The 24,681-nt window shown below is 59.7% G+C and carries 17 protein-coding genes and 1 pseudogene; 5 read left to right on the top strand and 13 right to left on the bottom strand.

What is annotated here, in order from left to right:
• The 5 genes from ABX749_RS00850 to purH form a co-directional block, all read right to left on the bottom strand.
• On the bottom strand, nt 1–186 hold a 186-nt coding region (locus tag ABX749_RS00850), incomplete at its 3' end, for an FAD-dependent oxidoreductase (protein ID WP_372894344.1).
• A gap of 2 nt (nt 187–188) precedes the next feature.
• Nucleotides 189–1,031 carry a glycosyltransferase gene (locus tag ABX749_RS00845; protein ID WP_372894343.1) on the bottom strand — a complete coding sequence of 281 codons (843 nt, stop codon included), beginning with the start codon at nt 1,029–1,031 and terminating at the stop codon, nt 189–191.
• Nucleotides 1,032–1,191: 160 nt separating this feature from the next.
• Nucleotides 1,192–2,523 (bottom strand): glycosyltransferase 87 family protein, encoded by a 1,332-nt coding sequence (locus ABX749_RS00840; RefSeq protein WP_372894342.1) that lies wholly within the window; start codon nt 2,521–2,523, stop codon nt 1,192–1,194.
• Nucleotides 2,520–3,296: an indole-3-glycerol phosphate synthase TrpC gene (gene trpC, locus ABX749_RS00835; RefSeq protein ID WP_372894341.1), complete on the bottom strand. Its 777-nt coding sequence runs from the start codon at nt 3,294–3,296 to the stop codon at nt 2,520–2,522. The genes ABX749_RS00840 and trpC overlap by 4 nt, the downstream gene beginning before the upstream one ends.
• A 39-nt stretch (nt 3,297–3,335) precedes the next feature.
• The gene (gene purH / locus ABX749_RS00830) at nt 3,336–4,904 is read right to left on the bottom strand and encodes a bifunctional phosphoribosylaminoimidazolecarboxamide formyltransferase/IMP cyclohydrolase (RefSeq protein WP_095742439.1); all 1,569 of its coding nucleotides are present in this window, start codon (nt 4,902–4,904) and stop codon (nt 3,336–3,338) included.
• Nucleotides 4,905–5,117: 213 nt separating this feature from the next.
• Here purH and hisF point away from each other — a divergent pair, with 213 nt between their 5' ends.
• On the top strand, nt 5,118–5,885 hold the full coding sequence (gene hisF, locus ABX749_RS00825; RefSeq protein ID WP_372894340.1) for an imidazole glycerol phosphate synthase subunit HisF: 768 nt from the start codon (nt 5,118–5,120) through the stop codon (nt 5,883–5,885).
• Between the two features lie 487 nt (nt 5,886–6,372).
• Here the strand turns inward: hisF and ABX749_RS00820 are convergent, their stop codons facing one another.
• Entirely contained in the window at nt 6,373–6,864 is a 492-nt protein-coding gene (locus ABX749_RS00820) for a DinB family protein (protein ID WP_372894339.1), read from the bottom strand.
• Between the two features lie 86 nt (nt 6,865–6,950).
• Entirely contained in the window at nt 6,951–7,994 is a 1,044-nt protein-coding gene (locus tag ABX749_RS00815) for a ThiF family adenylyltransferase (RefSeq protein ID WP_372894338.1), read from the bottom strand.
• Between the two features lie 12 nt (nt 7,995–8,006).
• On the opposite strand from ABX749_RS00815, the gene epmA reads away from it, so the two are divergent.
• Nucleotides 8,007–9,011 carry an EF-P lysine aminoacylase EpmA gene (gene epmA, locus ABX749_RS00810; protein ID WP_372894337.1) on the top strand — a complete coding sequence of 335 codons (1,005 nt, stop codon included), beginning with the start codon at nt 8,007–8,009 and terminating at the stop codon, nt 9,009–9,011.
• A 139-nt stretch (nt 9,012–9,150) separates the two neighbouring features.
• Entirely contained in the window at nt 9,151–9,684 is a 534-nt protein-coding gene (locus ABX749_RS00805) for a hemerythrin domain-containing protein (RefSeq protein WP_145209805.1), read from the top strand.
• Between the two features lie 47 nt (nt 9,685–9,731).
• Here ABX749_RS00805 and ABX749_RS00800 read toward each other — a convergent pair whose 3' ends face one another.
• Together ABX749_RS00800 and ABX749_RS00795 are read right to left on the bottom strand one after the other, a co-directional pair.
• Entirely contained in the window at nt 9,732–10,718 is a 987-nt protein-coding gene (locus ABX749_RS00800) for a GGDEF domain-containing protein (RefSeq protein WP_372894336.1), read from the bottom strand.
• A gap of 203 nt (nt 10,719–10,921) precedes the next feature.
• Nucleotides 10,922–13,909, bottom strand: coding sequence for a serine/threonine-protein kinase (locus tag ABX749_RS00795; protein ID WP_372894335.1), 2,988 nt, complete (start codon nt 13,907–13,909; stop codon nt 10,922–10,924).
• Nucleotides 13,910–14,154: 245 nt separating this feature from the next.
• Here ABX749_RS00795 and ABX749_RS00790 point away from each other — a divergent pair, with 245 nt between their 5' ends.
• The gene (locus tag ABX749_RS00790; protein ID WP_372894334.1) at nt 14,155–14,592 is read left to right on the top strand and encodes an N-acetyltransferase family protein; all 438 of its coding nucleotides are present in this window, start codon (nt 14,155–14,157) and stop codon (nt 14,590–14,592) included.
• A 188-nt stretch (nt 14,593–14,780) separates the two neighbouring features.
• On the opposite strand, the gene hemB is transcribed toward ABX749_RS00790, so the two are convergent.
• The 4 genes from hemB to pilM form a co-directional block, all read right to left on the bottom strand.
• Nucleotides 14,781–15,785, bottom strand: a complete 1,005-nt coding sequence (hemB, locus tag ABX749_RS00785) for a porphobilinogen synthase (protein ID WP_372894333.1) — start codon at nt 15,783–15,785, stop codon at nt 14,781–14,783.
• Nucleotides 15,786–15,804: 19 nt separating this feature from the next.
• The gene (locus ABX749_RS00780) at nt 15,805–17,925 is read right to left on the bottom strand and encodes a hypothetical protein (protein ID WP_372894332.1); all 2,121 of its coding nucleotides are present in this window, start codon (nt 17,923–17,925) and stop codon (nt 15,805–15,807) included.
• A 97-nt stretch (nt 17,926–18,022) separates the two neighbouring features.
• On the bottom strand, nt 18,023–19,810 hold the full coding sequence (locus ABX749_RS00775) for a hypothetical protein (protein ID WP_372894331.1): 1,788 nt from the start codon (nt 19,808–19,810) through the stop codon (nt 18,023–18,025).
• A gap of 64 nt (nt 19,811–19,874) precedes the next feature.
• Complete coding sequence (gene pilM / locus ABX749_RS00770) at nt 19,875–22,046, bottom strand: type IV pilus assembly protein PilM (RefSeq protein ID WP_372894330.1); 2,172 nt, start codon at nt 22,044–22,046, stop codon at nt 19,875–19,877.
• A gap of 823 nt (nt 22,047–22,869) precedes the next feature.
• Here pilM and ABX749_RS00765 point away from each other — a divergent pair.
• A pseudogene (locus tag ABX749_RS00765) lies at nt 22,870–24,681 on the top strand (hypothetical protein); the annotation flags it as partial.

Below are 24,681 nucleotides of genomic sequence, written 5' to 3'. Positions count from 1 at the left end.
GCGATCCCAAGTGACGTCGCCGAGTTGCCAGGCGCTGGTCAGCCCGCCAAAGCTGGGGGCGGCTTCGGCGATGGTCACGTCTTGGCCCTTGCCGGCCAGCTCGTCGGCGATCTTCAGTCCCATCACGCCGCCGCCGATGACCAACCAGCGCTTCTTGGGTGACGCGTGTTCGTCCTTGTCAGGCACGACTACCGCCCTCGCAAACGGTGGCGGGTGAGCAGCTTCAGCGTCAACCAGATGGTTTTAAAAACCTGCATCTTGCTCGCGCCGCCTTTGCGGTCGTAACGCAGACGCAACGGTGCCTCGCCGAATAAGACGCCTTGTTTGCGCAGTTTCAACAAGATGTCCGCCATGCAAGAGAAGCCTTTTTCACCGACAAACGCATCGCCGTGATCGGCAAAGCCCTGACGGATCACCGAAGCTCGATAGGCACGAAACCCGGAGGTGTAATCGCGGACGCCACGCGTGGGAAACAGAACCGTAAACAACAGCCGCGCGCCGACGGACAAAAAATGTCGCTCGATCGGTACGCCGACGGCACAGCCGCCGGACTCAAATCGCGAGGCGATCACGACGTCGCAGCCTTCGTGGATCATCCGCACCATCCGATCGATCAAACCCGGTGGGTGCGTGTTATCGGCGTCCATCGTGACGATGATGTCACGCTCGCCGGCGCGATCCACGGCCTCGCGAAGTGCGTCGCGAATTGTCGTCCCCAAGCCTTGGTTTTGCTGATGCTGGACCAGATGCAACGGCATCTGGAACGACAACTGTGAAACGATTTGTGCGGTGTTGTCGGTGCTGCCGTCGTCGACCACAACGACTTCGTAGGGCAGGCCGGTGTCTGCAAACGATTCGCCAATCCGTTCCAGCAATTCCGGCAACGCTTCCTGTTCGTTGTACGCCGGAAGCGCGAGAAAGACTTTGGCGGGCCGGAATCGAGGGGCACGCGTGTCAACGACGTGAGAGCCCAACGGTCCCGACGACTCGGAAACCTGGGGCTCGGGTTCGGCGCGGAAGAGATCGTCCATCGGGCAATATCGAAGAAGGTTCCAGGTGCGAATTCATGCTGTCTGATGCAGTCTAGACAGGCCCGTGGCGGCAACAAGCCAGTTGAAGCGATTTGGTCAGGCAAAGGGACGGGGCAATAGCGATTATACGTGCGGCGCCCCCCCTTTTCACGCAAAAGCGTCAGCGAGCGGGCCACCGTCCGATGGAGTAACGCGTAAACAGCACGCAAATCACCGCCCACGCGATCATCAACGCCACACCGCTGAGGCTGGTGATCACCCCGAATCCGACCTCGCCCAAGTCCAAACGCGTCAGAAAGCTTCGCGTGGAAAGGTAATTGAACGCTGGAAACACCATCAGGGCGCCGAGCACCCCGCGGGTCGAAGGCGAAACCGACCTCCAGAAATCGGTACACGCCAGCAGCAAGCCGACTGTCGGGGCAACGACGATCATCGCGTCATAGGATTGGTGGTACAGACTCGTCAGGAGCGTGACGAGCATCAAACAGCCGGTTCCTCCGGCGACACCGTCGTCCAGACCACGCCGCGATCGGTAAAACAGAATCAACATCGGCCACGCCAAAATCAGCATCATCACAGCCAGGTGAACGAATTGTCCGGGATCGCTGCCGGTCCATTTGCAAACCGTAGCCAAGGCGTCCAATCGCGTCCATGAATCGACTGGTGATTCATCCTGGGTTTGCATGTGGACCTGTTGCGCCGATCCGATGTCGTCGACGATCTTGTCAAATCCGGCGGCCATGTCGATCGAACCGGTCGCCCGAATGCCTTCATGATAGGCCAGGTAGGTCATCGGCAGCCCCGCGCCGAGCAGGCTGATCGTGGCGCCCAACGCCAACGCTTTGTAGTTTCCGCGGGCCAGCATCAGAAAACCCAGCGGCAAGATGAATGTCGGTTTGGCCGACACCAGCGTGAGCGCGACGGCCGCGACCACCGGGCGGTCTTTCGCAAAGTGGATTGCGGCGATCGTCGCCAACGCCAACTCGATCGTGAAGTAACCGTTGTAAAGCGAAATGTGACCGCTGCGGGAAAACATGATCGCCGCGGAGATCGATGCGATCCATGTCAAACGCCCGCCTGCGCCGGCGGCCCCGCCCGTACGACTGCCCACGCCGGCGGCGTTGACACACAACGTCGCCAACACGATCACAAGCACCACCGAGAGCGCAAAGAACAGAACGTCAGCGACCGGCAGCGGCAAGAACGTCAGCGGCGCGTGCAGCACCAGAATGACGGGCGAGAAAAACGGAATTTGGCGCGACACCGGGTACTCGTCGGCATACTGCTGGCCATAGGGACTTTTACCAGCCAACAGCGCGGTGGCGGGAAAGTACAGCCCGTTGTGAAAGTCGCACATCCCTTGTGTCGCGGGATTGGTAGAACCGGGCGTTTGATAACGCGTGACGGTACGCACCGCCGCGAACGTCACGCCGATGGCAAACAACAGACAGGCGACCAGGGGCACCACAAAACGTCTGTTGCGAACGTTCATCCCAATAACTCTCGAACTGCAGCGGTGATGTCGTCCTTTCTCATCAGCGATTCGCCCACCAGCACAGCCTTGACGCCGCCGCTGGCCAACCGCAACAGGTCCGCGTGTTCCCGGATGCCGCTTTCCCCGACGATCAAGCGATCCGGTGGAATCGATGGGCAGAGATCCAAGGTGTGCTGCAGCGTCGTCTTGAACGTCCTGAGATCACGGTTGTTGACTCCGACCAACTTGGTCCCGGTGGCCAACACGGCGTCCAAATTCTCAGGGTCAAACAACTCGATCAAGGTCTGCATGCCGAGCTCGGTGGCGAACTCGTGAAGCTGTTTCAATTCATCCGGTGGCAAGCATTCGGCGATCAGCAACACGCAATCAGCACCGGCGTGACGCGCCTGAAGCAATTGGTAGCGATCGACGATAAAGTCCTTTCGCAAGATCGGAATGTCGACCGCCGCGCGAACGGCTCGCAGATAATCCAGCGAACCTTGAAAAAACGGTTCGTCGGTCAGCACGCTGATGCATGCGGCGCCACCCTCGACGTAACACTTGGCGATTTCAGCGGGGTCAAAGTCTTCACGGATCAGGCCCGCCGAGGGGCTCGCGCGTTTGACTTCCGCGATCAGATTGACGCGTTGGCCGGCCGCCAGGGCACCATGAAAGTCACGGCAGGGCGGCAAGCCATCCAGCTCGGACTCCAATCGATCCGACGAAACGGCGGCCCGATCGCGCGCGATCGTCTGGCGGGTTTTGACCAGAATGTCATCAAGGATCGTCATGGTGAAAGCCTACCTGTCCGGCAATCGTTGGTGTCCAGCCTAGTGTTTGAAGTGTCGTCGTCCGGTCAACACCATCGGCAGGTCATATTGGTCACAGGCTTCCACGACTTCGTTGTCGCGGCGTGAACCGCCGGGTTGGATGATCGCCACAATGCCGGCCTCGGCAGCCGCCTCGATCGAATCGGGGAAGGGGAAAAACGCATCGGAGGCCAGGATCGCACCCTTGGCGCGATCCCCCGCCTTTTCGATCGCGATTTCCACGCTATCGACGCGACTCATCTGACCGGCTCCGACACCGACCAGGGACGTGTCGTTGGCCAACACGATGGCGTTGCTTTTGACGTGCCGGACCATTTCCCAGCCGAAAACCAAGTCATCCCAGAGTTCTTCGTCGACCTTGGTTTCCGTGGGCGTTTCCCACTGCACGCGCGGGCTGGTCATGCGGTCGGCGTCTTGCACCAACATCCCGCCGCTGATGAAGCGACGTTGAATCGCCGGTGGCGGATCATCCAGGATGCCGACTTGCATCAGTCGCACGTTCTCGCGCCAACGCGGACGCGTGGTCAACAGTCCCACCGCACCGGCTTCGAAGTCCGGCGCGACGATCGCTTCGATAAACAATCCCGGTTCACAGAGCAATTCGGCCGTGGCCATGTCGACGGTCTTGTTGAAGCCCAACACCGAACCGAACGCACTCAAGGGATCACCCGCGAGGGCTTTGCGACAGGCGTCGACGAGTTTGACGTCGCTGGCGGCGCCGCAAGGGTTGTTGTGCTTGATCACCGAAACGGCCGGATTGGATAAACCGCGAACGATCTCCAGTGCCGAATCGAGGTCCAGCAAGTTGTTGTAGGACAGTTCTTTGCCGCTGATCTGACGGGCCGAAACCAGATTGGCACTGCGGATGGTCGGATCGCAATACAACGCCGCACGCTGGTGCGGGTTTTCGCCGTATCGCAATTGGCTCTTGCGACGAAGTGCCAGGTGCATCGACGAGGGGAACTCACCGGCGATCGAATCGCCACGCATGTAATCCGCGATCGCTCGGTCGTAGGCCGCGGTATGATCGAAGGCATCGGCGGCCAATTGTTTCCGCAGTTCCAGCGTCGTGCCGCCGGAATCGAGCTGCTCGAGCAACTCGCCATATTGTTCGGGGCTGGTGGCGACCGCGACATCGCGGTGATTCTTGGCCGCGGCGCGGACCAAACTCGGCCCGCCGATGTCGATTTGCTCGACACACTCTTCAAACGTGACACCGGGCCGCGAGGCGGTGGCGGCAAAGGGATACAAATTGACGACGACCAAGTCGAACGGGACGATGTCGTGCTCTTCGATCGAATCGATGTGATCCTCCCGATCGCGGATCGCCAAAATGCCGCCAAACACTTTGGGATGCAGCGTTTTCACGCGACCGTCGAGCATCTCGGGAAAACCGGTGTACTCGGCGACGTCCAGGACGTCGATGCCCGATTGTTCCAAGTGACGACGCGTTCCACCGGTGCTGTAGATCGTCACACCGTCTCGCTGCAATCCGGCCGCTAGATCGGCCAGGCCCAGCTTGTCGCTGACACTGATAAGCGCGTTTCGAACCGGGGTGACGTTTGACACGGGGGGGAAGCCTGAGAGAGGAAGGGGCGACGACGGGGAACGACGTGGTTTTGGATCCGATGCTCAAAACCGCTGTTGCAAATTAAATTCGCGATCCCTCAAGGTCAACCGGACGCACCGTTGCCACCCTTCGAGCCGACCGCTGATTGACCTATAACACGTCGATCACACCCCGTATTTTCTGATTCACCAAACAAAATCCGAACCCGATCGATGTTAGCTGCCCGAGTGATCCCGTGTCTGGACGTGCATGGCGGACGCGTTGTCAAAGGAACCAATTTTGTCAATTTGCGGGATGCGGGCGATCCGGTCCAGGTGGCCAGCCGTTACGAAGCCGAAGGGGCTGACGAACTGGTCTTTCTGGATATCACCGCCAGCCACGAAGAACGCGACATCATTTTGGACGTCGTTCGGCGGACCGCGGACTGCGTTTTCATGCCGCTGACCGTCGGCGGAGGCGTCCGATCGATCGAAGACGTCCGCGATCTGCTCAATGCCGGCTGCGACAAGGTGTCCATCAACTCCGCCGCCTGCAAAGACCCCGAGTTCGTCCGCAAGGCCGCCGACCGCTTCGGAAGCCAATGCATCGTCGTCAACATCGACCCCAAGCGGGTGCTCAAAGACGGCCAGGAGTTCTGGGAGGTCCACATCAATGGTGGACGAAAACCGACGGGGCTGGAGGCTGTCGCTTGGGCCAAAACCGTCCAAGAACTCGGCGCCGGCGAGATCGTGTTGACCAGCATGGACGCCGACGGAACCTGCGACGGTTACGATTTGCCCGTCACCGCCGCGGTCAGCGACGCAGTGAACATCCCGGTCGTCGCCAGCGGAGGGGCCGGGAACCCGACCCACTTGGCCGAAGCCATCCTGAAAGGCAAAGCCAGCGCGGCACTGGCGGCGAGCATTTTTCACTTCGGCCAATACACCATCGCCGAAACCAAGCAGGTGATGCGCGACGCCGGCATCCCGGTGCGGCTGTAGGTTGCCCGGGGGAGAGACTGCGTTGACCTCCGGCGATTCGCCCGGATGCTGGATTCGCAGGCATGACCCCGAACGGGGTCAAAGCCAGTAGCCGGAGGTGAGCGCAGCGAAACCTCCGGACATCCGGCCCCTGCCGGACGCGACCCCGGAGGGTGTCGAAGCGAATGGCGCCCGCGCTCTCGAATCCGGCCTGCAGCAACGTTCAAGCCTCCCGATCAATCTCTTTCCGCTAGGCGAACTGCGGCACCACCGGCGGATTGATTCGCTGCGACCCCGCCGGGGTCGATGGGACTTTCAGGCGTGCTTCCCGGAGGTGGCGCTGCGCTGACCTCCGGCTACTTGCTGGCATCCCGCCGGGATGCTCGGCCCGCGAGCGAGATCCCGGCGCTCCGATTACCGGAGGTGGCGCTGCGCTGACCTGCGGCTACATGCTGGCACCCCTCCGGGATGCTCGACCCTCGATTGAATGGCCCCGCTCGGTCCGTGATTAAATCAACACCGGCTTGTCCAGTATTCGCCGCACCGGTACGAACTGGCCGGCGTGCATCATCGGGTGCGTCGCGATCAGAACAAACACGCCTCCCACGTTGGGACAAATCTGGCGCAGATGCTCGGGGGCTTCTTTGGCCAGGTCTTCGTCGGAGAGGGCATCCAACGCGTTGAAGGCCGCTTCTTGCAGCTTGGGGAAGTACGCCAAATACTCTTCCTGGCTCGCGAAGTCCGCCGGATCGTCACTCGCCGTGTTTTCCTTGCTGTGTTTCTCGGCAAAGCCTTCGGGCAATTCGATGGCAGCCCCCGGCGCTACCGAATTGAGCAATCCGCACTCCGAGCTGATCAAGTGGCCGAGCTGCCAAGCCACATGGTTACAGCCTTTGGCCGGCCGGGTCAGTAGCTCGCTATCGGTCAGATCACTGACATACGACGTGAGGACCATTCGGCTGAGTTGGTACGCGCTGCGAATCGCATCTTTTCCGTGCATGAGAAGCCTTTCGTGGGATCGAGGGATGGAAGTTGTCCGAAGCGATAAGATGCCTTTATACCGGTCCAGGCCGCCGAAAGGACGTCTCAGTTGCCGACAAACCGATCGAAAAGTGATCGGGCGCGCGCCAGATCATCGGTTCCTTGAACGACGACGCGGCCGTCGCGGAACAACGTCAGCTGGGTCGCCTCATCGACCTGCAATCGTGTGAAGAAGCGAGTCGATTGGACCGGACCGATCGCTTCCCAACGTCGCGCCATGGCCTGCAAGTCGATCTGCACGTTGTCGCCCTGTGGATTGAGTTGCACGGCGTCGCGTCCGCACAACGCCCCTTCGCTGCTGCCAAGGGCGTCGCCGCGGAGGAATTCAAAGTCGCGCCGTACACAGGCGGTGCACTCGGGCGCGATGGCCCGATCGAGTTTGACTTGGCGGACTCGGTTGTTCCACAGATCGATCGACAACACGTCTTCGGAAACGGCTTGTCGATTGCCCGAAATCCACTTGAGCGCTTCGGCCGCCTGCAAGCTGGCGATCGCGTGGGTCGCCGGTCCGATCACGCCGGCGGTATCGCAGGTGTCGACGACGCCTGCCGGCGGAAGGTTGGGGACCAGACAGCGAAAACACGGGCGGTCGGCTCCATCAAACAGGCGCACCTGACCGCTCGCCCCGACGCAGCCGCCATGCACCCACGCAGTGCCGGTCGACAGGGCCCAGTCATTCAACAAAAACCGAATGCCGAAATTATCCGTCGCGTCGATCACCAACTCTGCACCGGCTAAAACGGATTCGATGTTACCGGCGTTGATGTCGGTCACGACCGCAGTGGTCTGCACCTGATCGTTGATCTGCCGCAGCCTGCGACACGCGGCTTCGGCCTTGCTGACCCCCAGACGGGCATCTTCGCTGTCAAAGAGTGATTGTCGTTGCAGATTCGTCCACTCGACAACATCACGATCAATGATTCGAATCTGGCCCACGCCGGCGCGACACAATAGTTCCGCCGCCACCGTCCCGAGTGCGCCGCACCCCAGGATGGCGACCTGGGCGCGTTCGATCCGGTCTTGTCCCTGGACGCCGATCGGCGCGAATTGGCGTTGGCGTGCGTAACGATCTGGCGAAGAAGAATTCACAAAGGGTGTCGCGTGGAAAAGGACGAACGTGATGCCACGAAGAACATGAGTGTGGTCATGGCCAATGTAAACCATCTAGCGGCGCGTGCCGAGTTGCTTCGCCAGACGCGTCGCTTTTTCGACGAGCACGGCTTCCTGGAAACGCAACCACCATGCCTGTCGCGCGATTGTGTGGTCGATGCCTATCTGGATCCGTTGGCCGTTGAAACGGAGTCGCTCGGGATTTCGGATCCGCGTCTTCCCCAGCGGTTTTACTTGCAGACGTCTCCCGAGTCAGCGATGAAACGCATGCTGGCCGGCGGAGCACCCTCGATCTACAGCATCGGTCCGGTGTTCCGTGGCGGCGAATGCGGTGCGTTGCACAACATCGAATTCACGATGCTGGAGTGGTACGAAGTCGGCGGCGATTTTGAATCAGCGATGCGACTGACCGGCCAATTCGTTTCCAAGATGCTGGCCGCCGACGGCTATGATTCGATCCGTTACCGCGATGCCTTTGTCGAACAACTCGGATTCGATCCGATCGATGTTTCCATTGGCGACTTATGCGATCACGTGGCGAAACTGGACGCGTCGCTGGCGGCAACGATCGCCAAGGATCGCGATCAGATGCTCGACTATCTGTTGTCCGCACGGATCGCGCCGAAGCTGGGGCAACAACGGCCGGCGCTGTTGACTGATTACCCACTGTCGCAAGCCGCGTTGGCAAAACCGTCGACGCACGACCCTGAATGTGCCGCCCGATTCGAACTGTATGTCCGTGGGGTTGAATTGGCTAACGGGTATGACGAACTGCTCGATGCCGACGTGCTGTTGGCAAGGTACGCCGAAAACAACCGCAAGCGAACCGCATCGGGACGCAGTCGTCTGGCCGCCGAAACGACCCTGGTCGAAGCCATGCGTGCGGGATTCCCCCCATGTAGTGGCGTGGCGTTGGGGGTGGACCGTCTGCTGATGCTGCAGGTCGGTGCCGATCGCATTGAGGACGTGATGCCGTTTTCCATCTGGAATGCATGACCAGCTTGGGCAATCGCGCTTACCCGTCGAGGGCGGGCCGCACAGACTGCCAAGATCGATCAAAAAGCATGCAAAAAACTTCGCGAGTTGGAATTGGTGGTTACAATGAAAGTAGCCTCAAAACAAAAGGATCATGCCGATGTCTGACGCGCTCGCGCCAAGTAACCAGCTCGCCGCTGGGAAATCATCTGGAGAAGGCTTAGCCAGCAAACCGGTCGGTCGTTTGACCGTCAACGCTGCTTTTCTGAGAGAGATCAAAGACGACAACCGTCAGTTGAAATCACTCTGGGATCGCCTGATTCCGATGTTTGCGCACCCCGAGACGGCAAAGAATCATTGGCCGGAATTGATCGCCGGACTCGCCGAATTGAGAGACCAATTGGCAATCCACTTCTCTCTCGAAGAGGCTTATGGTTACTTTGATGATGCCGTCGACATCGCGCCACATCTGAGCCTGACCGCCGAAACACTGCGGGCCCAACACTCGACCTTGTTTTCACAAATCCGTGATCTGGCCGATCTGATTTTGGAACTGAATTGCGAAGCCGTCGAACACATCAACAAGCTGACGCGTCGGTTCAAGGCGTTTAAAACGAGTTTCGAAAGCCACGAAGAATCAGAATTGAAACTGATTCTGGCCAGCTTTGACGATGACCTGGGCGTCGGCGATTGAAAGGTACACGGCGCGATCCAGCGCCGCGCGATCCAGAGCGACGTGTCTTAGGCGACGCCGTCGCCGCAAACACGGTTTCGCCCGCTGCGTTTGGCTTCGTATAGTTTCTCGTCGGCGCGGTGGATCAGCTCCAATCCCGTTTCACTGTGCTCTTGATTGAGCACCGCAAAACCGAAACTTGCGGTGATCTTGAGCGGTCCAGCAGCGGTCTCGAAGGGTTGGTCGCAGACCGCCTTGCGACACCGCTCGGCGACGTCGAAGGCTTCCTCGGCACCGGTCGCCGAGAGCAACAGACAGAACTCTTCGCCTCCGTAACGCGCCAACAAATCGTCTTCGCGACAGCCGGTGGAGACGCGCCGGCCGAATTCCCGCAGCACTTCGTCGCCGACCAAGTGTCCATAGGTGTCGTTGACGCTCTTGAAATGATCGATGTCTAACATCACCACGGTGACCGGCTGACGCTGGCGGACCGCGGCGGCAATCGAACGACTGAGTGTTTCCAGCAAGTAGCGTTTGTTCATCGTCCCGGTCAACGCATCGCGTGTCAGCGCCGAATAAACCGTTTCGTGATACTGCGATTCGACGCTTCCGGCCGAAAGGAACTTGAACAGAAAACTGCCGAAACGAATCGTGTCACCGGAGTTCAATCGAACACGAGTGACTGGACGGCCGCCGATGAACGTTCCATTGGTGCTGCCCAAGTCTTCGAGTTCAAAGCCCGCCTCGGTGCGACGAATGACGGCGTGTTGACGCGAAACACTGGTGTCGCTCAGCATCAAGTCCGAACCGGCTTCGCGGCCGATCGTCAATTCATCTTTCTCGATCAGCAACATCCCATCAACAACGTCAGCAGGATAAATCTGCACCAGACACGATTGATCGTTGCGAGAACCAAACGACTGATCTGGCGAACGCTGCAACGTGGCTTCCGGTTCCAGCTGCACCGGCTGACCACTGCGCGCGCCGGCGACACCCTGGGGGGAACCGAGCAAGCAATCGGGGTTTGTGTCGCCCTTGAGGGGATCTGGATTCATCGCAGCGGGCATCATGTCAATTCGTCAAGTTGGAAAGGCGCTTTGAAGTGTGTCGATGGGGCCCATAAAGATGGGTCACAATCGGACAATCACCGCACCCGATCTTGCCGTGCATGGAATCTTCAGCCGCGAATCCACGATTCTCAAGATCAGTCATTGCGCTGGTAGTGATTGTATCATTCAACACCGCCACTCTGAACCGATCAACGCAACGTCGCCAATAACGATTGATACTTGCCGCGTTGTGGTCCGGAAAGCGCCTCCAAATCAATCTCTTCCAATAGTGTGCGGATGGTTTTGGGATCGACCGCCTCGGGATCGATCTGGCGTCGATCGACCAACGTGGTGGCCCAATTGAGTCGGTCGGTGTCCACGAGCAGCTCTTGATCACGTAAGATCTCGTAGGCCAGGTTGGCGTGTTGCAGATGCTCGAGCTGCTTGGCGGCAGAAGTTCCGTCGCTGCCGTCGCTCGATGCATCGATCGCTTCGGCCATCGCGGTGTGGGTTTGTGCCAGCCGCCGCAGAATGTCCGGAGTCGCCGATTCGCTGAGCAGTTGTTGATAGGTGGCGATCGATCGGGCAAACAATTGCTTCGCTTGTTGGCGTTGCTGGTCGTTCCCATTGACCCACAATCGCCCCAGGTTGTTTTCCGCGGTGGCCAAGTTAACGCGAAAGAACTCGTCGGCGTCGGCCAATAACCAAGTGCGCTCTAAATCCTCGATCGAACTGGCGTAGTCCTCCGCAGCCTCATCCTTGCGTCCCAGCTGGACGGCCACTTCGGCGCGACGCAATTTGGCGTGGGCGAGTGATTGCATCCAATCGGATCGTTCGCCGGCGGACTGCAGACGCTCACTGAGATGATCGATCAATTGCGTCCACGCTTGGTGCGAGGCGGTGAAATCGCCGCGTCGGCTAAAGCGTTGGGCGTGCTCGGTCGCGATCGTCTCATAAAGCTTCATGTCGCAGGGATCGCCCCGATGATCGGCCAGCCAGCGTGCCCAACCGACGGCGTTCTGATAGCGATCCGCAGAAAACACACGTCTTGCCGACGGGGATGTCGATGCCTGGGTGCGTTCAATCACCAATTCCAAGCGGACCAAAGCTGAAATCGCACGGGCGACGAACGTGGAGGGTGCGGCGTCGGAAACCGGCGGCGGTTCGAAAGGCAACCAGTGTTGAAGCTGCTCGCGGGCTCCGATCGCATCGGCGAGCGTGGGTGACGACTCGGTCGCCAACGCCCTGCCGATCGTCGTGTTGATCTTTTCCAAACGAACAAGTTCATGCAGCGAGGGCGCGTGGAGGAACCAACTGTCGCCAAGCGGCGAAGCGGCACCCAACCGGTGCATCGAGACCGGTGTGATGGTATCTACAGCGTGCCCCAAGCCGGCCAGAATGGACTCCGCCTTGGCAAAGTGTTCGTACGATTGCTCGGCCTGCCCACGCATCCGATGCAGGTCGCCTAAACGCAAATGGCACTTGACGCGTTCCAACCAGACCAGGGTGTTGGTTTTAAAGGCATCGGCGTCAAGTTCGTTGCTGAATCGATCTGCGATCGGATCGATCGGCTGTTCGATCAACCGCTGGTATTGCTTCAGGGCTTGTCCGATCAGCTCGTTCCTCAGCGGCGTCATCGCCGGATGGAATTGCAAGGAACCGCTCAGATCGACCAACCACGTGTCCGCGGTGTCGCGTGCATCGACGAGACGCTCAAGAGACTCGTGATGGGCCTCGCGAGCTTCGATCCTCGCTTGACGCTCTGCCTGGTGCGCCGAGCGGATCACCAACGCGCTGATCACCGAGACGATCATCAAACCCACGATCGCCAAACCGATGGTGGATGCGAGTGCACGGTGTCGCCCACACCAACGGGAACATCGCTCGACCAGAGTTTCGTCATGGACCGACACGCGCAACCCCGTCATAAATCGTTGCACATCATCGGCCAGGCTTTCGACATCGCAATACCTTCGTTCCGCGGTAGGATCCATCGCAGTGTGGACGATCTCTTCCAACGGTTTCGGGACACAGGGCTGCATCTCTCGTAGCGGCGTGAATTCACCTTCGCGGGCGCGGCGGAGCACCGATTTGATGTCCAGCCCCTTGTGCGGATGAGTCCCCGCGATGATTTCGTAAAGGATCACCCCGAGCGAATAGATGTCGCTGTGGCTGCCCATGGAGGCGAGTTCCCCCCGCGCCTGTTCGGGCGCCATGTACGTCGGCGTGCCGATCACGCTGCCCTCGGACTCCATCGGTGACGACGAACGATAGCTGCCCGATTGATCGTTTTGTTTTGCCGGCCCCTGGACCGTTGTTTCACCGCCGTCGTCCTCGTCGTCGATGTAGCGTGCCAGCCCCCAATCCACGACGATCGTTTCACCGAAGGCACCGGCCATCACATTGGTGGGTTTCAGATCACGGTGGATGATGCCGCGTCGATGGGCATAGGCCACTGCGTTGCACACATCGATGAATCGAAGCAACAGCGGAGTGATCGCTTCGAGCAATTCGTGCCGGAGCCACTTGCGTTCGGATTGCTTGGCATGTGCGGTGCGAATGTGATGACGCAACGTGTCGCCTTCGAGCAGCTTCATCACGTAGTAGGTGTCGCCCGATTCGTCGGCGACCAACTCGTGAACGGGGACCACGCCAGGGTGCTGAAGCCCGCTCGTGATCCGCGCCTCGTGCAGAAACTGTTCTCGTTCGCTCGGCTGGATCTTTCCCGGATTGCTGATGCGTTTGACGGCGACCTCGCGTTGTAGTTGGCGATCGAGGGCGCGCTGAACCACACCCCAGCCGCCGCGGCCGAGCTCACCGAGTTCGACATAGCGATCACAATCACGGCGTTGATCGTCTTCACCAGATTCCGCTGTTTCGCGGTGCCCACCGGAAGCGGAACCGAGGGTGCATTCGGCCTCGGACAGGCCGGTTTCCCGCTGGCGAGGTGCGGCACCCGAGCGTCCGGAAGGCTCGCCCGTTGGCCGCTCGGGTTCGGACGTCGCGCCCGCTCCCCAAACGGTTGCCAACGAATCAGCCTCCTCAGATTCGTCGGCGAGCGGCGTGTGGTTGTCGGTTCGATCCGGGTCGGCGTGGTGGGGCGGGTCTGCCGACGGGTCCGACCTGGGCGGGGTGACCGGCGAATGCTGGGGCCCTTCTGAATCGTCTGGCAAGAAGCGGCCGTTGATCGTTTCCATATTCGCTTTGGCTGTCGATCGATCCGGACGTATCGATCAATCGGTTTGGGGGACTTCACGGTTGACTGCGACTGCATCATCGGGATGCTTTACGTAAACGTAGGACGCCCCCAAACGTTTCGACTGACGTTTCTGGTAATCCCCCACCGCTGATTGAATCAACGAACCCGTTTTGTCCCACCATGCCTGAACCTGCCTTCGAAATCCGTGCGGCGCGTCCCATCGACGTTCCAGAAATTTTCCAGATGCTTCGTGAACTGGCGATCTTTGAAAAGCTGGAGCATCAATTGACCGCCAGTGAAGACGACATGCACGATGCGCTGTTCGTCCGCCGCTGCGCCGAAGCGTTGGTGGCCCAGACGGTTCACCAAGACGAATCCGAACGCCAGTTGGTCGGGTACGCGATTTACTTCCAAAACTTCTCGACGTTTCTCTGTAAACCCGGCATCTACTTGGAAGATATCTACGTCCGCCCCAACTTTCGCCGGTTGGGAATCGGGAAGTCGTTGCTGCGAAAACTGGCCCACATTGCCATCGAGAGGGATTGCGGGCGGATGGAATGGGCCGTCTTGGATTGGAACCAAAATGCGATCGATGTGTATCAGTCGATCGGCGGAGACGTGCTGCCCGACTGGCGAATTGTTCGCTTGGGGACCGAGACGATCAAAGAGTTGGCCGACTGAACCGTAGGGCATGCTGTGCATGCCAGTCCCGTAGGGCATGCTGTGCATGCCTGTCCCGTAGGGCATGCTGTGCATGCCAGTCCCGTCACGCACAGCGTGACCTACCTCCATCCGTCACGCACAGCGTGACCTACCTCCATCCGTCACGCACAGCGTGACCTACGTCCGGCCGTCACGCACGGCGTGACTTACTCACTCAGCCACTGGGCGGCTTCGGGGGCGAAGTAGGTCAGGATGCCGTCGGCACCGGCGCGTTTGAACCCCAACAGGCTTTCTATCGCGACGTCACGGCGGTTGAGCCAGCCGAGTTGTCCGGCTGCCGACAACATCGCGTATTCACCGCTGACCTGGTACACGAAGGTCGGCACGCCAAAGGTTTGTTTGACGTTGGTGACGATATCCAAATAAGGCATGCCGGGTTTGACCATCACCGAATCGGCGCCTTCGGCTAAATCCAGCGCCACTTCGTGCAAGGCTTCGTCGGCTTGCGCGGGGGATTGTTGATAGGTTTTCTTGCTGGCCCCACCCAAGTTGCCCTTGGATCCGACGGCTTCGCGAAACGGGCCGTAGAACGCGCTGGCGTACTTGGCCGCGTAAGACATGATTTGAACGTTGACGTGGCCGGCCGCTTCCAGCGCGTCGCGGATTGCACCGACGCGGCCATCCATCATGTCGCTGGGCGCGATGATGTCGCATCCGGCATCGGCCTGCACCACCGCTTGTTGGGCCAGAATGCTCACGGTTTCGTCGTTGACAACGTCTCCGTCGCGCACGATTCCATCGTGACCGTGGCTGCTGTACGGGTCGAGGGCGACGTCGCAAATGATTCCCAACGTGTCGCCGACCGCCGCTTTGATTTGGCGGACCGTTTGGCAGACCAAGTTCTCGGGGTTGGTCGCCTCGGCGGCGTCGGGGGTTTTCAATTCCGCGGGCGTCGCCGGAAAAACCGCGATCGCCGGGATCCCCAAATCGCAGGCGCGCTTGGCGGCATCCACGATCTTGTCGGTTCCCAATCGCTCGACTCCCGGCAGGGACTCAATCGCTTGGGCCCCCGTTCCCGGATGGACAAAGATCGGCCAAATCAGGTCGCTCGGGGTGAGCGAGGATTCGGCAACCAGACGTCGGGACCATTCGTGACGGCGTTGCCGTCGCGGGCGTGTTCGCGGGAACGGCCCGCGTGCAAAATCGTACATCCTGTTTCTATCTAATCCGTTACAGACCACGTTCTTCGGCGAAGGATTGGATCCGATAGACCCGCTGCTCTTCGGTCGCATCCCGGACTTGCAGCTTCCCATTGCTGTCGACCATCAAGAAGATTCCGGGTTCGATGATGGTTTCGTCATCAACGATTTCCAGCGGTGCACCGCCTTCAACGTCGATCACGGTTGCGGACGACTTGATGACCTTCGGCTCGCTGGTCTTCTTGACTTCCAGGGTGATCGGATCGACGACTTCGGCCGATTCGACTTCGGTGCTCAACACGGTGCCTTCGGTTGCCTCCATCCGGGCCGGCACGAAAACGCCGAGACGTGGATCGAAACTCGACGCAACGACTTCTGCCTTGGGCGGATCGGATTCGATCTCGATCCTTCGATTGCCGGCGTTCACGACACGCGGCTTGTAGGGTTTCACACTGCCAAAGGCGACGCGATCGACTGGCGGCAGCGACGTCGGGGCACTCGGATCACTCCACTCGCTCCAACGTTTGTAGTTTCGTTTTTGAGTCTGTTCGGCTTCGGCCGACAGCGTCACGTAACGCTTGTAGGCTTCCGGATCCAGATTGCGACTCTTCGGTTGCAGCTCTGGCGACTTGGGGAAGTTGGGATCATTGACGGCGAAACGCACGCGATAAACGTACTGGCGATTCATCCGCGGTGCTCTCGGGTCCATCCCCACGACTTTGCCGCCCACCTTGTAGGTTTTGCCTTGGATGTAGGCAAAGTCATAGAAGCGGAGCAGTTTGTAGTCGACGGGGTTTTCTTCGGCGGGTTTGCCTTCATGGGCTGACCTGCCGGCGCCCCTGCCCCCGCCATATCCCATGTCCATATCCATGTCCATGTCCATGTCCATATCCATGTCCATCCCCATGTCCATATCGTAACCATCGTCCATGCCGCCACCGTAGGATCGCGTCTGACCGCCGGCGATATCGATTTCAAATTGTCCGATATCGACTGGGCCGGAGTTCGCTTTCTCTTCTGCGGCTTCTTTTTCCATCTGCTCGGCCAGCAGCGCCCGTTTGGTCTTCAACGGAATCAACGGATGGTTGGCAAAACTGGCGTAGGGGTCCAGCAACACCGGGGGAATCCACATGGTGACCCCGGGAATTCGGTAATCATCGGGAACCAACTCGGGCGCAAAGCCGGACCAGTAATTGGCGGCATTCCAAATTGTCGTGTCGTTGCTGTCGCGGAGGATCCAGTCCGCATCGGTCAATTGATCGACGGATTTGTTGGTGACATCGGCCCGTTGAACCTGGTAGGCGACGTAACGCGGCAGGTCACGTTTGACCGGATCGTATTCGGCCGCGTAGGAGAGCGCTTCTTGGTACGCATCGATCAACTGTTTGTGGGGAATCACCGCCGTCCCGGCGATGAACAGCCCGATGCCGGGGACGGGGGGCTGGTCCGCACCGGTTGTCAGGTGCTGAGTCTTCTTGGCCGTCGTGCCGAGGTTCTTGTCGGCGGCGAGTTTTCGGATCGGCCCCGATGCGCCGGTCGGTGACATCTCATCCATCCCCATCATGTCCATGCCCATCATGTCCATTTCCATGTCCATCATGTCCATGTCGCCTTCGCTACCCATCATCATGTCCATGGGGTTCTGACGACGGCTTCGTCGGGAGCGTTTTGGTTTGACTTCCACCACTTCCACTTCGTCGGCGGGCTCGAGATCGACTAGCGCATAGGTGCCGTCTTGCGATCGGTAGGCCAGCGACGCGATCACGCCGGTCGTTCGGACCGCTGCCGGTTTGGCAAGCACGGGATCCTTGCGGCGCACCTTTTCTTTGCTCGCCTTGGACAAATCCCACGGATCGGGTTGATAGAGGCTGGATTTGATCGGTTGCAGGAACTTGCTTTGTTCCAGCGCGATGTCGAATTTCGGCTCGCGGGGATTTTCCTCGTTTTTGACGATCGCATCGGTGTGGTCGTCATCGACCTGCCGTTTCACTTCGGTCGCACTCTGGGCCAAACGCTCCGGGTCGTGCTTCTCCGTGATGATCGGCTTGCCAAGTCCGCTGTAGACCAAGAAGGCGGACAGCAGCACCACAATCGCAACGATCAGCTTTTCGAAATTGTAGACGGCAAAGTCTTTCAGTTTATCGGCGTCCATGATGTTCCCCTGTCAGCAGGTACTTTGGTTCATCGGGTAATGGTCGAAAATCAGGCCCGCAATCGTTTCACGGGCCGGGGAGGAGGGGGTTTTTACGCTAGGGTGACGCGACGGGAATCGCCATCGCGGTCGGTGGCGTCGCGGCCGGTGGCGTGGTCGCCGGCGGTGTTGCAGCCGGTGGCGTGGTCGCCGGCGGTGTTGTTGCCGGCGGTGTTGTTGCCGGTGGCGTGGTCGCCGGCGGTGTTGTCGCTGGCGGTGTCGTCGTCGGCGGTGTGGCGGTCGGCGGTTCGGCCGTTGTCGCCGGCTCGGTGTCGGTCGGACCTGGTAGCGCGTCGATCACTTCGGCAGATTCGTCGATCGTGACATCGTCTTTCACCTTATCGATACCGAGCGACTCTTCGCTGGGCGGATTATAGAAGTAGATCAGACCATAGATCTCCACTTCCATGTCCATCGGGTATTCCTCGAGGGCTCCGACGGTCGCTCCACCGCCCATGCCTCCCATGCCTCCCATGCCACCCATGCCCATGCCTCCCATGCCCATGTCGCCCATCATTTCGTCTTCCATGCCCATCATGTCGCCACCGCCTCCACCTCCGCTGGCAGAGCCTCCCTTGGGCAGGACGCGGACTTGGCGGACATCGACCATCAGCGGTGCACTACCGCAGGCGGCCAGCAGTCTGGCGACGCTTTGTTGGTTCATTTGCAAGTGCAACATAACGGGAACGCGTTTGGCTACCGCGATCGCGACTTGTCCCGGGTCGTTGCTGCTGAAGGCACTCCGCAGCGATGCGGCATCGATGGGTTCGTTGGCCGTGTTGACATAACGGCTGTCGCCGGGGTCGGAGCCTTCGCTCTCGATGCCACCGCTGCCGTCAGGTCCCATGCTATCCATCTCATACATGTCCATGTCGCCGTAGCCTTCCATGTCATCCATCCCCATCCCGCCAAAGCCGGCGGTGACGCGTGACCCCGGATCGGAGATGTTGCCCTGGTTGAAGGTGACCGACTTTCCGATCGCGAGTTTTTTGATTTCTCGGATTTCGGCTTCGAACGATTGCTGCGCCCCTCCGTTGACGGCGGCGATGATTTGCAGCAACTGTCGCAGGATCCAAAGGTTTTCTTGCGAGTAGTACACATCAAGTTCCGACGGATACTCCTTGACCCCGCGCCAGGGGAACAGATCCTTGAGCACCGTCTCTTGGCTGGACGTACTCCAGATCACGACCGGTTCCTCGATGGCTCCGGTGATACTGCGTTTGACCTGTCGGGTCGGTCCCGCCCCCATCATCATCATGTCGTCCATCCCGTAGCTTTCCGCCATTCCGCCGGCGCGTTTGGAAAAGTCGGCGGTCCATTTCGCACCGGCAATTTCCGCGTAACTCGGCAGCGTCTCGCCGATGTACTGCTCGTAGCGACGCAGCAGCTCGGGGTTGACCTGATCGGGGTCGGACGACGGCGGGAAAGGCTCGTATTTTTCGAACGGCAGTTTGAGTTTGTTGCGATCGACGATTCCGGTTTCGGGGTCTTTGACGTACTTGAATTCGATCAGAAAGTCATCTTTCAACTTGGTGGGCCACGTCAAAATATCCCGCTGTGCGTCGAACACATTTTGCCAGGCCTGAAGGACTTCTTCTTTGCGGATCTCGATTTTTTCGTTCATCCACTGATGAGACAGATCGTTCGGCTGGGTCGGCAGCTCGCTGCGATACTGCGACACTTTCTGAACGTCACCTTCGATCTTGCGGATCTGCGATTCCGTCTTTTCGTTCAGATCACTCGTCGACAGATACCAGACGGTCAAGGCCCCGATCAGGACAATCGAGCTGCCGATCCAGAATCCATGCTTGATAGCGACGGCCAGGTACTCTTTGACTTGGTCCATGATGATTGCGTGGGTTGCGAAAAGTGAAAAAAGTGATTGAACGGATGCGTGGTGTGACGCGGGACTACGGAGTGGCGGCGACGGTATCGTCCAGGGTTTCCTCGACGGGCGGCTCCTCGCCTTGCAACGCCGCCTCTTCCTCGGCCTTCAAACGTTTGGCTTCCATTCGCTGCGAATGGGTCGTCGGGGTCCAAAGGAATTGGAACGAAAAGTCCATCCGCCGGGCCTTGAAGAATTCCGGTTCGGCATCGGGATCGACCTCCGTCGTCGCAACGACCGTGCCGGCAACCGGGGGTTCATAGTCCGGGTTCGGGATCGACGTTTCGATCGCCTTTTCGATGTTCAGCATCAACGGGTAGCTGATGCCGAGTTCGGCGGGGGTGTATTCGATCGGTTCAGCGGAGGGATCGTTCGGATCGGGCAGGCGGATGACGCGGTTGGCGACATCAGGCGGCAACCGGCTAGGATCCAGGAACGCCGTCGTCAGGTACTTGCGGGTGTGGTTGTTACCGTGCAAGCCGACGCGATCGGGATTGTTGAAGTAGTGATAGCCTTGCAATTCGACGACCCAGTACGGCCCGGTGGGCGGTTCGGGTTCGGTGGCCATCGCGCCCGGCTCCTTGGGAATGTTCATCAGTTTCTCCCAGTCAGCCTTTTCGTCGGCGAATCGCTTCTTTCGCTTTTCGTACCAATCGGCGATGTCTTCGAAGTACTTGGTCTCGAAGGACGTGATTTGGAAATCGATCCGATCTTCGTAGGGCACCTGTTTGGGGCTGGGCATCTGGCCGGGTTCGACGCCTTCGTAGACCCCGCGTGGGATGATCTGATTGACGCCGCGGATCAGTTCCATCCACAGGACACGGTTTTCCGCATCACCGGTGATCTCTTCGCCGACCGCGTTCAGGTAGGTCAGTTTCTTTTCCAGTTCGCTATCGGTGCCGCGGTGATCTTGGGCATAGCTCTCCATGCTGGTCACCGACGCATTGGCTTGTTTCCAAAGGTCGTCGTGGCTTTCTTTCCAACTGTTCTGGGTGAAGTAGAAATTGGCCGACATCCCGAACATCAGCACGGCCAACCCGGCGACGGTCCAGGGTTTCTTGGCACGAATCATCCGCTGCGTGATGATTTCCTGCGGGACCAGGCTGGCGTGGATTTGCGAGATGCCCAACCCTTGCAGACACAATCCGTAACAGACCGCAAAGGTCGTCGCGTTGTCGCGGAACGTGGGGATGGCCAGCACGTCGTCGCCACCCAAGCGATTGAAGCGGTCCAGGGTGTGGACTTCGAAGCCCAGATTCTTGCCCAGATAGGCTGCCAGACCCGGCATCTTGACCGTGTTGCCGGTGATCAACAGCTCGGTGATGTCGGCTTTGCGATCGATGCTGCGGAAGAACCCGATCGAACGTTGGACTTCGGTGACCAGGTCGTTAAACACCGGCCGCATCGTTTGGAAAATCAGCTTCGGATCAACCGCCTCGCGGGCGTTGCGTTTGATGTGTTCGGCCTTGGCGAACGTCATCTTCAAGTCTTTGGTCAACTGGCGGGTGAAGTGATTCCCGCCGATCGGCATGCTGCGCTGCCAAATTCGGAACCCGTTGGTGACGATCAAGTCCGAGCTGTCGGTTCCGATCGACAGGATCACGCTGGACGGAGGCGGTTCGTCCGAGTTGAAGATTTCACCGTCGAGCCGATCGCCCATGCGGTCATAGGCGACCATGTTGTACAACGCGATCGGAGCCAATTGGACGACGTCGACTTCCAGATTGGCGGTGTCGAACGGGGCCAACTGGCGATTGGCTTGTTCACGTTTCATCGCGAACAAACCGACTTCGCTGTCCAGTGCGTAACCGTCTTCGACCATGCTGCCGGGCATCATCTGGTAATCCCAGACCACGTCGGACAGTTCGAACGGGATTTGTTGACGAGCCTCGTAGCGGACCAGGTCGGCGATCTTTTTGACTTCGACCGGCGGCGGTTTGAAAAACTTCGACAGACCGCTCTGGCCGGGGACGCTGATGCAGATCTTGTCAGTCATCCCCTCGTTGCGTTCGAGCAGCTGATTGATCGCGTCGGCAATCAATTCTTCGGGGACCGCTTCGGGCTGACTTAAGATTTTGGGGTATTCGATGTAGTCGAACGCGGTGGCGACAACTTCGTCATCCACGAGCGAACAACGCAACGCCTTGAGCGCTGATTGTCCGATTTCGATTCCCCAAACTGAAGAGCTCTTGGCCATGGTTGAACGCTAACGAAAAAGTGATGAGTGAAATCGGCGATTGACTGTGCAGCGGGAGCAGCTCATGCGACATCACGCTGTTGGCTGGTGGCCCGACTGGTGGCCCGTCTCGTGCCCCACCGGTCTCGCTGTCCAATGTGACAACCGCTCGAACCGCTCGCCGACAACCCGCTCTGGCGGGCGACCGGGTCGAACACGAACGTGCCAGCGGCACAATGGAATAAACGATGGATGGCGAGAATCCTTGGGCGATCTTTGGCTGAATTGTGACAGATTTTTAGACTCGATTGCGAATCAACGTCGAAAAATGCAATGCATCCCGTCCCGGCAGGGTACTCCGACACTGCCGTCTTCTCCACGCTCGGCCGGGTACGTTGTCGAATTTACACCACCCTGTGCGTTCCGAATGTGCTGATTGCCCCAAAATTGCACCATGAATTTCTACGGCAAACTTTTCCAAGCTGCACCTTCGCGAGAGGGGATAGATCAGGAGATAAGAGAAAAGAATGATTACAGGAACCCGAACCGTTGACGACACGTCGCGTTCCGGCGACCGCCGAGAATACATCGTCGCGGCAGAAAAAATCGCTCCGCCGCTGCCGATCCGGTCCCCGCCACGCTACTAGTCTATCCGTCGACCGTATCCGGCGTCAAATTATTTGTCCGCCGGACACGCCGCTTTTAGCCGCTTCGGCCAGCCCCTGACTGCCTTTCCCTACCGGTTCGGCGTGGCGGCTTTGATCCTACGGAAGTTTCCATCACACTCTGTGACGTCCCCCAACTCCACCGTCCCCTTCCCTTCCCTCATAGTTGCGACCGCGTTATGGCCCCGTTTGACGAGTGTTCCGTTCTGCTCCCTTCGGCCACCCTGGAAGATTTTCCCGTCGGGGGTCCCGATTCGGATGCGCGGAGCTTGTTGGCCGGTTGGACGATCTTGTGGCATCCGCTGTTGTTGGCCCAGACCGAGCAAATGCCGACGTGGTATCGCGCCGACACGCCCCCCAACCCCGACGGACCACGCGTGATCGTGGTCCCGGATCCCTCGTTGAAACAGATTCCCGCTGACTTTCGTCGCAAGTGCGATGCCAATCCCGAGTGCACCTGGGTGACCGGGGCCGACCGTGCGGAGATGCTCGTCGCGCTGGGGCTGGACCCGGCCGACCCCCGCTGCGCGGCGCTGCCCTCGGCCTCGCGGTCGCTGGGAGTCGAAGATTTTTACGCCGCCGGATACCTGTCGCTGCAGATTCAGATCATGACGCGGCGACTGCGGTACACCAGCAACTTGGACGAGTTGCACCTACAGAACCGGATCGTCGCGGCGGCCAAAGCGTTCCTCGATCGAGACGCCGTGGCGACGGCCGAAGCGCTGCACGATGTTTTCGATGCGCTTTCCGAAGAACGCGACCACTACTTCTCCAGCGACCCCCACCTGGTCGACCTGACTCTGCTAACCCCCGGTGTGCTGAAGTCCGCGACCGAGGCCGGCTGGCTGGACCGTTTCGAAGCGAGTGCGACCAAAGACGACGACGGCGATGGCGTGCTGGGAACGCCACGCAATGTCCTGGTCGACGGCACCGTGGCGGCTGAATTGGCTGCGGCCAACGACGCCTCGCAACACCACGAGTCGTTCGATCGCTTTCGCCAAGTGCTTTCCCTGGACACCGTCGGTTGGGCGGGCGGCGGCTGGGCGGGCGGCAGTTTCGCGGGTGATCCGAGCTGCCTCGATGCGATGACGATGGCATCGGCGCGTCACCTGTTTGAATCCGGCACGGCCTTGGCCTCCGCCGCGATCGGGCAAGCCCCGTCGGTTTACGCCCGGCTCTCCGGCATGACACCGGTCGACCTGGTCCCCGCCCTGGCGGCACTCGGATACCGCGGCGTGATCCCGATCGATTTCACCGCCGGCACAGGCTTCGGTGACGAGTCCAAGGTGATCGTCTCGGGCGGCCACAAGGAAGTCGAAGCATTGACGGCCAAGCCGATCGATGCCGCCAGCGATTCCGCCTTCCTGGCCCTGGGTGCCCACCTGGGCGAATCGATCGACACCGGCGAAGTCGCCACGGCACTGCTGGTGCATTGGCCCGATCGCGTCTGCGACAGTTTTCGAGACCTCTGCCGAGCGGCGACGTGGAGTGTCGCGATGGGCCGCTTCTGGACTCTCGAACGCTACTTCAGCGATGGCGAACGTCCCTACCATCAAGGAACGCTCGATGCGATTTCCAAACACGCCGCAGCCGAGATCGCACAGCAACTCATCGATCCAAAATCCGACACCTCGCTCAGCGCGCTGGCCGATGCCTTTTGTCGCACGGTCCGCACCGAAGCCCGCCGAACCCTGCGAGCGATTGCGACGTTGGCCAATCCGAAGTTGCTCGCCGACGAACAACCAGACGAGGAACATTCAGGATCTGCCAGCGAGAAACCGGATGCATACGGCCGCGCCGATGACCGCAAACTGATTGCTCGGGTGGTCGGCGTCGAGCCATCAACCGATGACACGATCGCCAAGGACGTCTTGTGTTTCAACGCCCAGGGTGTCGCGACCCGACGGCACACGAAACTGCACGGCGGCAGCCCGGCGAACGAAAAATTCGTGTACGCGGCAACCGCTGCCGGCGGGGGCGGGTGTGACGTC

The sequence above is a fragment of the Stieleria sp. genome, from assembly GCF_041595215.1.
Classification (GTDB): Bacteria; Planctomycetota; Planctomycetia; order Pirellulales; family Pirellulaceae; genus Stieleria; species Stieleria magnilauensis.
Note: the sequence above shows the minus strand (reverse complement) of the source record. Positions and strands in the feature narration are given on the sequence as shown.

What these genes read in the sequence shown, in the direction of transcription:
- ABX749_RS00790 (WP_372894334.1), top strand. Translation starts at nt 14,155, where the DNA reads ATGCTTCGTGAACTGGCGATCTTTGAAAAGCTGGAGCATCAATTGACC.
- ABX749_RS00795 (WP_372894335.1), bottom strand. Translation starts at nt 13,909, where the DNA reads ATGGAAACGATCAACGGCCGCTTCTTGCCAGACGATTCAGAAGGGCCC.
- trpC (WP_372894341.1), bottom strand. Translation starts at nt 3,296, where the DNA reads ATGACGATCCTTGATGACATTCTGGTCAAAACCCGCCAGACGATCGCG.
- ABX749_RS00840 (WP_372894342.1), bottom strand. Translation starts at nt 2,523, where the DNA reads ATGAACGTTCGCAACAGACGTTTTGTGGTGCCCCTGGTCGCCTGTCTG.
- ABX749_RS00775 (WP_372894331.1), bottom strand. Translation starts at nt 19,810, where the DNA reads ATGGACCAAGTCAAAGAGTACCTGGCCGTCGCTATCAAGCATGGATTC.
- ABX749_RS00805 (WP_145209805.1), top strand. Translation starts at nt 9,151, where the DNA reads ATGTCTGACGCGCTCGCGCCAAGTAACCAGCTCGCCGCTGGGAAATCA.
- pilM (WP_372894330.1), bottom strand. Translation starts at nt 22,046, where the DNA reads ATGGCCAAGAGCTCTTCAGTTTGGGGAATCGAAATCGGACAATCAGCG.
- ABX749_RS00800 (WP_372894336.1), bottom strand. Translation starts at nt 10,718, where the DNA reads ATGAATCCAGATCCCCTCAAGGGCGACACAAACCCCGATTGCTTGCTC.
- ABX749_RS00780 (WP_372894332.1), bottom strand. Translation starts at nt 17,925, where the DNA reads ATGGACGCCGATAAACTGAAAGACTTTGCCGTCTACAATTTCGAAAAG.
- hisF (WP_372894340.1), top strand. Translation starts at nt 5,118, where the DNA reads ATGTTAGCTGCCCGAGTGATCCCGTGTCTGGACGTGCATGGCGGACGC.
- hemB (WP_372894333.1), bottom strand. Translation starts at nt 15,785, where the DNA reads ATGTACGATTTTGCACGCGGGCCGTTCCCGCGAACACGCCCGCGACGG.
- ABX749_RS00845 (WP_372894343.1), bottom strand. Translation starts at nt 1,031, where the DNA reads ATGGACGATCTCTTCCGCGCCGAACCCGAGCCCCAGGTTTCCGAGTCG.
- ABX749_RS00820 (WP_372894339.1), bottom strand. Translation starts at nt 6,864, where the DNA reads ATGCACGGAAAAGATGCGATTCGCAGCGCGTACCAACTCAGCCGAATG.